This is a genomic window from Streptomyces sp. TAA204, from assembly GCF_000424965.1.
Genome location: NZ_AUKW01000020.1, coordinates 134,242 through 142,933 on the forward strand (window position 1 = coordinate 134,242; position 8,692 = coordinate 142,933).

The following is an 8,692-nucleotide window of genomic DNA, read 5'->3' on the forward strand; positions in this document are numbered from 1 at the left end:
CCGGGGCCGGGCCCGGAGCAGCACGCACCGGTCGCGAACCACCACAGGGGCCGTATCCGCCATGTGCGGATGCGGCCCCCACGTGTGTCCCTACGGCGTCACCCGGTGCGATCCCTCCCCGCGGCGGACGCGCGTACGGGGGGTGGCCTCGGGGAGAACCCTGACCTCTCCCCGACATCCGCCGATCCGTCTTCCGCGCCGCCCTGTCACGTGTCAGCTTCTTCTGACACACCCATCGTCAACAGCCGTCCGGAACAGGGGGACGCGATGCACGCGGCCGAGCCTCCGACGGGCGACGAACTGCTGAAGATCCTCGCGGCGCTCGGCAATCCGCACCGCATGCGGGTCCTCCAGGCGCTCGCCGAGGGCCGCAACTACGTCAGCGGCCTCGCCCGCGAACTCGGTATCGGCCGCCCGCTGCTGCACATGCACCTGCAGCGGCTGGAGGCCGCCGGCCTCGTCGTCGGGACGCTGGAGCTGTCCGAGGGCGGCAAGGCGATGAAGTTCTTCGAAGTGGCGCCGTTCGCCTACGAGCTGACACCCGCCTCCGTCGCGGAGGCGGCCCGGACGCTCAGCGCTGGCGGCGACGGCACCGGCTCCACGCCGGACGCCGAGGACACCCCACCCGTCCCTCGGCAGCAGGAGCAGGAGCAGGAGCAGGAGCCGGAGCAGCAGCAGGACCGACAGCCGGAGCCGGAGCAAGAGAAACCGGAGCAGGAGAAAGAGGCAGCGCAGTGAACCAGCAACTGACGACCATCGCGAGCGACCCCGCCGGGGTCTGGGCGGCGGGTCTCGGCACCGCCGGGGTCTTCGCCCTGCTGATCGTGCTCGTCTGGCAGATCGCCGCGACCTGGCGTGCCCGCATGCTCGCCGCACGCGAGGAGCAGTACAAGCAGCTCGCGCAGAAGTACGCGCAGCTGCTGGAGGACAACGTCGAGCTGCACCGCCGCAGCACCGAGGAGCTGACCACGGCCCGGCGGTCCATCGCCTCCATGGAGAAGATGATGCGCGAAGTCGAATGATCACCGGACGCACGCACGGCCGGGAGGGGCAACTCCCGGCCGTGCACATGAGCGTTTCCCAAGTCCCGCGAGTCCGTCGCAGTACTCACACTCACCCCTGGGAGCCTACCCATGCCTTCCCGCAGCGCGCTGCGCGCCGTCGCATCCGCTCCTTCCGGCAGACGGGCCAAGTGGCTCGTCCTCGCCGGCTGGCTGCTCCTCGTCCTCGCCCTCGGTCCCCTCGCGGGCAAGCTCGGCGAGGTCGAGGACTCCGGTGCGAACGCCTTCCTCCCCCGCGGCGCCGAGTCGGCGCAGGTCAACACCGAGCTGGAGAAGTTCCGCGGCGACGACGAGATCATGCCCGCCGTCGCCGTCTACTCCCACCGGCCGGGCACCGGCATCACCGCACAGGACCGTGCCAAGGCCGACGCCGACCGCTCCGCCTTCGCCCGCCACGCGGCGCCGGGCGAACGCGTCGCCCCTCCTCTCCCGTCCGGGGACGGCGAGGCCCTGATGCTCGTCGTGCCCCTCTCCACCGGGGACGACCTCGGGAAGACCGTCGAGCGGATTCGCGCCACCGCCGCGGACCGCGCCCCGCCGGGACTGGACGTCGAGGTCGGCGGCCCCGCGGGCTCACTCATGGACTCCGTCGAGGTCTTCGACTCCCTCGACACCACCCTCATGCTCTCCACCGCCGTCGTCGTGGCCGTCCTGCTCCTGCTGACGTACCGCAGTCCGGTCCTGTGGCTGATCCCCCTGCTGTCCGTCGCCTTCGCGGCCGTCCTCACCCAGGCCGTCACCTATCTCCTCGCCGAGTGCGCCGGCCTCCCCGTCGACCCGCAGAGCGCGGGCATCCTGATGGTGCTCGTCTTCGGAGTGGGTACGGACTACGCGCTGCTCCTCATCGCCCGCTACCGCGAGGAGCTGCGCCGCCGCGAGGACCGGCACACCGCGATGCGCGACGCCTTGCGCCGCTCCGGACCCGCTGTCCTCGCCTCCGCCGGCACCGTCGCCGCCGGTCTCGCCTGTCTCGCTCTCGCGGACATCAACTCGTCCCGGTCACTCGGGCTCGTCGGCGCGGTCGGTGTGTGCTGCGCCTATCTGGCCATGGTCACGGTCCTGCCCGCCCTGCTGGTGGTCACCGGCCGCTGGGTCTTCTGGCCGTTCGTGCCGCGCAGCGCACCGCGCGAGGACCAGGACGCACCCGCCGAGGGCCGGCCGCTCTCCCGTACGGCCTGGTACCGCGTGGGTGAGGTCATCGCACGCCGCCCCCGCTGGGCCTGGCTGGTCTCCATCGGCCTCACCGGCGCGCTCGCCCTCAGCGCATCGGGCATCTCCATGGGGCTGAGCCAGGCTGAGATGTTCCAGGACAAGCCCGAATCCGTGGTCGCACAGGAACGCGTCGCGGAGCACTATCCCTCCGGCTCCTCCGACCCGGCCACCGTCGTCGTCCGTACGGACGCTGCCCGGCAGACCGCTCGAACCGCCGAAGCGGTTCCCGGTGTGGAGTCCGTGCGCACCGCCGACCGTACGGGTGACGGCAGGCTGAGCACGCTCGCAGTCGTTCTCGACGACGCACCCGACAGCGCCGGTGCCCGGCAGACGGTCGAGAGGCTCCGCACCGCCGTGCACCGCGTCGACGGCGCGGAGGCGCTGGTCGGCGGCACCTCGGCGGAAGCACTCGACACCGAACGGGCCGCTGCCCGTGACCTGTCAGTGGTCATCCCCGCCGTGCTGCTCGTGGTGCTGCTGGTGCTGATCTGGCTGCTGCGCTCGCTGGTGGCGCCGATGCTGCTGCTCGCCACGGTCGTGCTGTCCTACTTCGGTGCCCTCGGCGCCTCGAACCTCCTCTTCGAGCACGTTCTGGGGTTCGCCGGGGTCGACCGGTCGCTTCCCCTGATGGGCTTCGTCTTCCTCGTCGCCCTGGGCATCGACTACAACATCTTCCTGATGACCCGCGTCCGCGAGGAGGCCGCCGTCCGCGGACACACCGGGGGCCTGCTCGCAGGGCTCGCCGCCACCGGCGGTGTCATCACCTCGGCCGGTGTCGTGCTGGCGGCGACCTTCGCCGTCGTCGCGTCGCTGCCGCTGGTGACGATGGCTCAACTGGGCGTACTCGTCGGGGTGGGCGTGCTCCTGGACACCTTCCTCGTCCGTACGGTCCTGGTCCCGGCCCTCGCGCTGGACCTGGGCAGCAGAGTGTGGTGGCCGGGCGCTCCCGCCCGCCGCGAGCCGGTTCCACCGGGCGGACTCACCGGCGACGGCTTCCCGGCCCGCCGGCCGGAGCGCGTACAGCGCTGATACCGGCCGGCCCCTCGCGGGCGGCGGCGCCTCTCAGGACGGGATCTGACCTGTGGTCCTCTCCCGGGAGGAGGCCGCGGCCCCCGCACGGGCGTTGTGCTCCTCCTCCCACGCCGACAGCGCCATCCCGCACGCGTGGTCCACGTGCCGCAGCCCCGACAGGTTCAGCTCCACGGCGCGCTCGGCGGGCAGCGCCTCCAACTGGTCCAGCAGTTTCGGCAGCCGCAGGAACGTCGCGTTGCCCGAGACCCGTACGCGCAGGGGCTGATCCGCTCCGGCGTCCTCGGTCTCGACGTGCACGTGCGAGATCTCCCAGGCGGTCTTCACCACCGCCAGCAGCAGCCCGATCAGCACACCCTCGAACATGTTGGTCGCCACGATCGCGATCGCGGTGACCCCGAGCACCACAGCCTCCGCACGGTGCTCCCGCCACAGGGGCACGATCTCCCGTACCGGGATCAGCTTCCAGCCCGCGTGCACCAGCACGCCCGCCAGCGCGGCCAGCGGGATGATCCCCAGCGCGGCCGGCAGCGCGACAACGAACAGCAGCAGCCACACCCCGTGCAGCACGCGCGAGAGCTTCGTACGCGCGCCCGCCGCCACGTTCGCCGAACTGCGAACGATGACGGCCGTCATGGGGAGCGCGCCCAGTGCCCCGCACAGCGCGTTGCCGGTGCCCTGCGCCATCAGTTCCCTGTCGTAGTCCGTACGCTCGCCGTCGTGCAGCCTGTCGACGGCGGCCGCGCTGAACAGCGACTCGGCCGACGCGATGAGCGTGAAGGCGAGCACCGTGGCGGGCACCCCGAAGGACATCAGCGCGGCGAAGTCACCCGCGTCCGGCGGCTGTACGGCCTCCAGCAGACCCTCCACACGTACGCGCTCGACCGGCAGGCCGAGCAGTACGGTGACGGCCGTCGCCAGCGCGACCGCCGTCAGCGGCGCGGGCAGCACCCTCGCCGCCCGCTTCCACCGCGGCCAGAGAACCAGCACCGCGATCGTTCCCACACCCACGCCCGCAGCGGTGAGCGAAGTACCGGAGGAGAGGATTTCGACGCCGAGGGAGGGCAGTCCCGCCAGCTTCCCGGGGCCGCTGGCAGGCGCCTCCACGTCGGCCATCGCATAGACCTGACCTGCGATGAGGACCATTCCGATCCCCGCGAGCATGCCCTGCACCACGGCCACGGAGATCGCGCGGAACCACCTGCCCAGCCGCAGCGCCCCCATGACCACTTGCAGCACGCCGGCGAGCAGTACGAGCACACCGAGCACGCCCAGCCCGTACGCCTGCACGGCCTCGTAGACGAGCACTGTCAGCCCGGCCGCGGGGCCGCTCACCTGCAGACTGCTGCCCGGCAGGGCACCTGCGACCAGTCCCCCCACGATCCCGGTGATCAGGCCCAGTTCGGCGGGCACACCGGAGGCGACGGCGATGCCGACGCACAGCGGCAGGGCGACGAGGAAGACGACGAGGGACGCGGTGATGTCGGCCCGGAGCGTGGAGCCGCCGGTCCTGGAGTTCGAGTGCATGAGGCCTCCATCCCGCCTCGTCGCACGGTGCTCGTACGGGCGGGGTCAGTTCGCTGCATGAGGGGTACGGGCGCGGCGACGGGCGCCGTGAGATGTCGTGTCCGGAGAATCCGGAGAAGGAGTCCGGGAGGAGCGCCTGCGGGCGCGGGGGATCAGCAGCGGAGCGTCTGATGGAGGACGGGCAAGCCCACGGATCTCGGCTTGGAGGAGCGGTCACGGAAGGTGACCGATTTCGGTCCCGGCTGCGGCCGTGCCGTACGGAAATCGCAACCGCACACATTTCCGAGGAGGATCGTGGAGGAGGGCACGCTGACCGTGTGCCGTGCTCCCTGCCTCGGACGGCAGTCGTCCTCGCCCGTCCCGGAGTGCTCGGCCAGGAGGGCCGAGGGGAGTGCCGAGTGCGGCTCGGCCGACGTGACGACGCGGGGGGACTCGGACGCGACCTGCGCGGACACGAACTCGACGGTCAGGAGTGTGGCGAGCAGGACGGTGACGGCGGCGATCAGGGTCCGCGTGGTGAGCCGGCTCGGCCGCATCAACCCTCCCTCGATCCCGCCGTGTGTACAGGAGGCTTCATTGTGTCCAGCACGACGCACACGTTTGCAAGTCGCCACATGCACCCTGCGTGAAAACCGATGCCCGGATGGCTGCTTTCCGGCCCCTGTCGATCACCGCCGCGGGGTCCGCACGCGCACTCCGTCAATCGGCACTTGACGGATGCCGGAGCCGGTCACACAATTCATCGCATGATGAATAAGCGCCCGCCCGACGGCACGAAGGGCTCCGACTCCCAAGGGCCGGCCCCCACCGCACCACCGGCCGTCCACGCCGACCGCCTCACCGTGGTCCGCGGCAGCCGCAGGGTCATCGACGACCTCTCCTTCGACGTCGCCCCCGCCACCGTCACCGGCCTGCTCGGCCCCTCCGGCTGCGGCAAGTCCACACTCATGCGCGCCGTCGTGGGCACGCAGGCCAAGGTCACCGGCACCCTCGACGTGCTCGGCCGCCCCGCCGGCGCCGCGTCCCTGCGGGCCCGCGTCGGCTACGTCACCCAACAGCCCTCCGTATACAGCGACCTGACCGCCCGGCAGAACCTCGACTACTTCGCCGCCGTCCTCGGAATCCCCCGCCGTGAACGGGCCGACCGCGTCACCCGCGCACTCACGGACGTCGACCTCCTCCCGCACGCCGACGCCCTCACCAAGAACCTCTCCGGCGGCCAGCACTCCCGCGTCTCCCTCGCGGTCGCCCTGCTCGGTTCACCCGAACTGCTCGTCCTCGACGAGCCGACGGTCGGCCTCGACCCCGTCCTCCGACGCGACCTCTGGGACCTCTTCCACCGCCTCGCCGCGGGACGCGGCACCACCCTCCTCATCTCCTCGCACGTGATGGACGAGGCCGACCGGTGCCAGAGCCTGCTGCTGATGCGCTCCGGCCGGCTGCTGGCCGCCGACTCACCCGACGCCCTGCGCACCCGTACCGGCACCGCGTCGGTCGAGGACGCGTTCCTGCACCTGGTGGACCGGGCGAGCGAGGCCGAAGCCGCCGCCTCCTGACGCACCCCGGGCCCGCCGCCCACCCCGCCCCCGTACGAAGAACCCGCCCTTCCCGGAGACACCAGCCATGAAGCCGACACGAACCCTCGCCACAGCCCGGCGCGTACTCCGCCAGCTCAGCCACGACCCCCGCACGGTCGCGCTCCTGCTGCTCGTGCCCGTACTGCTCCTCGTGCTCCTCCACTACGTCTTCGACGCCGACCGCCGCGCCTTCGACGGCATCGGCGCCTCCCTGCTCGGCATCTTCCCGCTGGTGACGATGTTCCTGGTCACCTCCATCGCCACCCTCCGCGAACGCACCTCGGGCACCCTGGAGCGGCTGCTGTCCATGCCGCTCGGCAAGGGCGACCTGATCGCCGGATACGCGCTCGCCTTCGGGCTCCTCGCGGTCGCGCAGGCGTCCGTCGCCACCGGCGTAGCGGTGTGGCTGCTGGACCTCGACTTCGCCGGATCGCCCTGGCTGCTGCTCCTGATCGCCCTGCTCGACGCCGTCCTGGGCACCGCGCTGGGGCTCTTCGTGAGCGCCTTCGCAGCCTCGGAGTTCCAGGTCGTGCAGTTCATGCCGGCCGTGATCTTCCCGCAGATCCTGCTCTGCGGCCTCTTCGCCCCGCGGGCCTCCATGCAGCCCGTACTGGAGTACGTCTCCAACGTGCTGCCCATGTCCTACGCCGTCGAAGGCATGAACGAAGTGCTCCAGAACACCGAGGCCACGGGTGACTTCGTACGGGACGTCGCCATCGTCGCGGGATCGGCACTGCTCGTCCTCTTCCTCGGCGCGGCGACCCTGAGGCGCCGTACCGCGTAACGCGCCGGGGCCACGCATCCACCAGCCGGACGGTTCCGCCCGGTCGCGCGTCCCGGTGCGAGGATGAGCGGCAGCACGCGTACGCACTGGACGAGGTGAACCGCCCCATGACCCAGAAAGTCGCCGTCCTCGGCGCCGGCAAGATCGGTGAGGCACTGCTCTCCGGCATGCTCAGAGGCGGCTGGTCACCGTCGCGCCTGCTGGTCACCGCACGCCGTCCGGAACGGGCCCGGGAGCTGCGCGATCGCTACCAGGTCGAGTCCGTCTCCAACACCGAGGCGGCGAAGAGCGCGGACACCCTGATCCTCACGGTCAAGCCGCAGGACATGCGGACCCTGCTCGACGAACTCGCCCCGCACACCCCGGTCGAGCGCCTGATCATCAGCGGGGCGGCGGGCATCCCCACCTCGCTGTTCGAGGAACGCTTCCAGCCCGGTACGCCCGTGGTCCGTGTCATGACGAACACGCCCGCTCTCGTGGACGAGGCGATGTCCGTCGTCTCCGCCGGCACGCACGCCACCGAAGCCCATCTCGCTCTCGCGGAGGAGATCTTCAACGGCGTCGGCAAGACCCTCCGCGTCCCCGAGAGCCAGCAGGACGCCGCCACCGCGCTGTCCGGCTCCGGTCCCGCCTACTTCTACTTCCTGGTCGAGGCGATGACCGACGCCGGCATCCTCCTGGGGCTGCCGCGCGACAAGGCACACGACCTGATCGTGCAGGCGGCCGTCGGTGCCGCCACGATGCTCCGCGACAGCGGCGACCACCCGGTGACACTGCGGGAGAACGTGACCTCACCGGCCGGCACCACCATCAACGCGATCCGTGAACTCGAGAACCACCGGGTGCGCGCCGCCGTCCTGGACGCACTGGAGGCCGCACGCGACAGGAGTCGCGAACTGGCCGGCGGGAAGGGCTGACCGGGAGCACGACGTCTCCATGCCTCAGCTTTGAGGCACTCGTGGGCGTGGTGTAGGCTCCAACGGTTGCCGCGGGGCCGGTCGGTGTTCGTGGTGGCGTTCTTGCCGTTTCGGCGGCGGTCTCTTGTTGGTGGTTCTTCCCCGGCTTTGGTCGGGCTGGTTGTGCTGTGCCTGTTGGGGTTCGGTGGATATCAGTTCGGTTGTGAGTGGGTGCGGCGCGATTTTGTGTCGTGGGGGTTGACGGTCTAATGTGGCGGCCGCGTCGGAAGGCGCCCCCTTCGACTGGGGTTTCGGATTTGCGGATCCGGGTTCGGGATTCGGACCGGGAAAAGCGTCTGATAGAGTCGGTTTCACCGAGAGGGAAACGTCCGGAGAGGCCCTGTGAGGGGTTTTGAAGGGATCGTCCGTTCTTTGAGAACTCAACAGTGTGCCAAAAGTCAACGCCAGATATGTTGATACCTCGTGCCTCATAGTTTTGTGGGGTGGGGTTTCTTTGAGATTGATCAGCGAGGATGTTGTGCATGCCGGGATGATTCCTCCCGGTGGTGCCGCTCTTCGGTGGTTGCTGATGAAGCATTCACGGAG

At 70.6% G+C, this 8,692-nt stretch carries 8 protein-coding genes; 6 read left to right on the forward strand and 2 right to left on the reverse strand.

The window, feature by feature from the left end; all coding sequences use genetic code 11:
* The first annotated feature begins 210 nt into the window (after positions 1–210).
* The 3 genes from H343_RS32040 to H343_RS32045 all read left to right on the forward strand — a co-directional run bounded on the left by H343_RS32040 (position 211) and on the right by H343_RS32045 (position 3,302).
* Entirely contained in the window at positions 211–738 is a 528-nt protein-coding gene (locus H343_RS32040; RefSeq protein WP_486587000.1) for an ArsR/SmtB family transcription factor, read from the forward strand.
* Positions 735–1,022, forward strand: a complete 288-nt coding sequence (locus tag H343_RS0121615; protein ID WP_028432848.1) for a hypothetical protein — start codon at positions 735–737, stop codon at positions 1,020–1,022. The genes H343_RS32040 and H343_RS0121615 overlap by 4 nt, the downstream gene beginning before the upstream one ends.
* A gap of 111 nt (positions 1,023–1,133) precedes the next feature.
* The gene (locus H343_RS32045) at positions 1,134–3,302 is read left to right on the forward strand and encodes an MMPL family transporter (protein ID WP_037904590.1); all 2,169 of its coding nucleotides are present in this window, start codon (positions 1,134–1,136) and stop codon (positions 3,300–3,302) included.
* A gap of 33 nt (positions 3,303–3,335) precedes the next feature.
* Here H343_RS32045 and H343_RS0121625 read toward each other — a convergent pair whose 3' ends face one another.
* Positions 3,336–4,829 carry a SulP family inorganic anion transporter gene (locus H343_RS0121625; RefSeq protein WP_028432849.1) on the reverse strand — a complete coding sequence of 498 codons (1,494 nt, stop codon included), beginning with the start codon at positions 4,827–4,829 and terminating at the stop codon, positions 3,336–3,338.
* A 152-nt stretch (positions 4,830–4,981) separates the two neighbouring features.
* Entirely contained in the window at positions 4,982–5,365 is a 384-nt protein-coding gene (locus H343_RS0121630) for a hypothetical protein (protein ID WP_028432850.1), read from the reverse strand.
* 210 nt (positions 5,366–5,575) lie between these two features.
* Here H343_RS0121630 and H343_RS0121635 point away from each other — a divergent pair, with 210 nt between their 5' ends.
* The 3 genes from H343_RS0121635 to proC all read left to right on the forward strand — a co-directional run bounded on the left by H343_RS0121635 (position 5,576) and on the right by proC (position 8,107).
* Positions 5,576–6,385 (forward strand): ABC transporter ATP-binding protein, encoded by an 810-nt coding sequence (locus H343_RS0121635; protein WP_028432851.1) that lies wholly within the window; start codon positions 5,576–5,578, stop codon positions 6,383–6,385.
* Between the two features lie 67 nt (positions 6,386–6,452).
* Complete coding sequence (locus H343_RS0121640; protein WP_028432852.1) at positions 6,453–7,190, forward strand: ABC transporter permease; 738 nt, start codon at positions 6,453–6,455, stop codon at positions 7,188–7,190.
* A 107-nt stretch (positions 7,191–7,297) separates the two neighbouring features.
* The gene (gene proC / locus H343_RS0121645) at positions 7,298–8,107 is read left to right on the forward strand and encodes a pyrroline-5-carboxylate reductase (protein WP_028432853.1); all 810 of its coding nucleotides are present in this window, start codon (positions 7,298–7,300) and stop codon (positions 8,105–8,107) included.
* Positions 8,108–8,692: the final 585 nt, after the last annotated feature.

Excerpts from the sequence above, each read along its gene's own strand:
- H343_RS32045 (WP_037904590.1), top strand. The coding sequence starts at position 1,134 with ATGCCTTCCCGCAGCGCGCTGCGCGCCGTCGCATCCGCTCCTTCCGGC.
- H343_RS0121625 (WP_028432849.1), bottom strand. The coding sequence starts at position 4,829 with ATGCACTCGAACTCCAGGACCGGCGGCTCCACGCTCCGGGCCGACATC.
- H343_RS0121630 (WP_028432850.1), bottom strand. The coding sequence starts at position 5,365 with ATGCGGCCGAGCCGGCTCACCACGCGGACCCTGATCGCCGCCGTCACC.
- H343_RS0121635 (WP_028432851.1), top strand. The coding sequence starts at position 5,576 with ATGATGAATAAGCGCCCGCCCGACGGCACGAAGGGCTCCGACTCCCAA.
- H343_RS0121640 (WP_028432852.1), top strand. The coding sequence starts at position 6,453 with ATGAAGCCGACACGAACCCTCGCCACAGCCCGGCGCGTACTCCGCCAG.
- proC (WP_028432853.1), top strand. The coding sequence starts at position 7,298 with ATGACCCAGAAAGTCGCCGTCCTCGGCGCCGGCAAGATCGGTGAGGCA.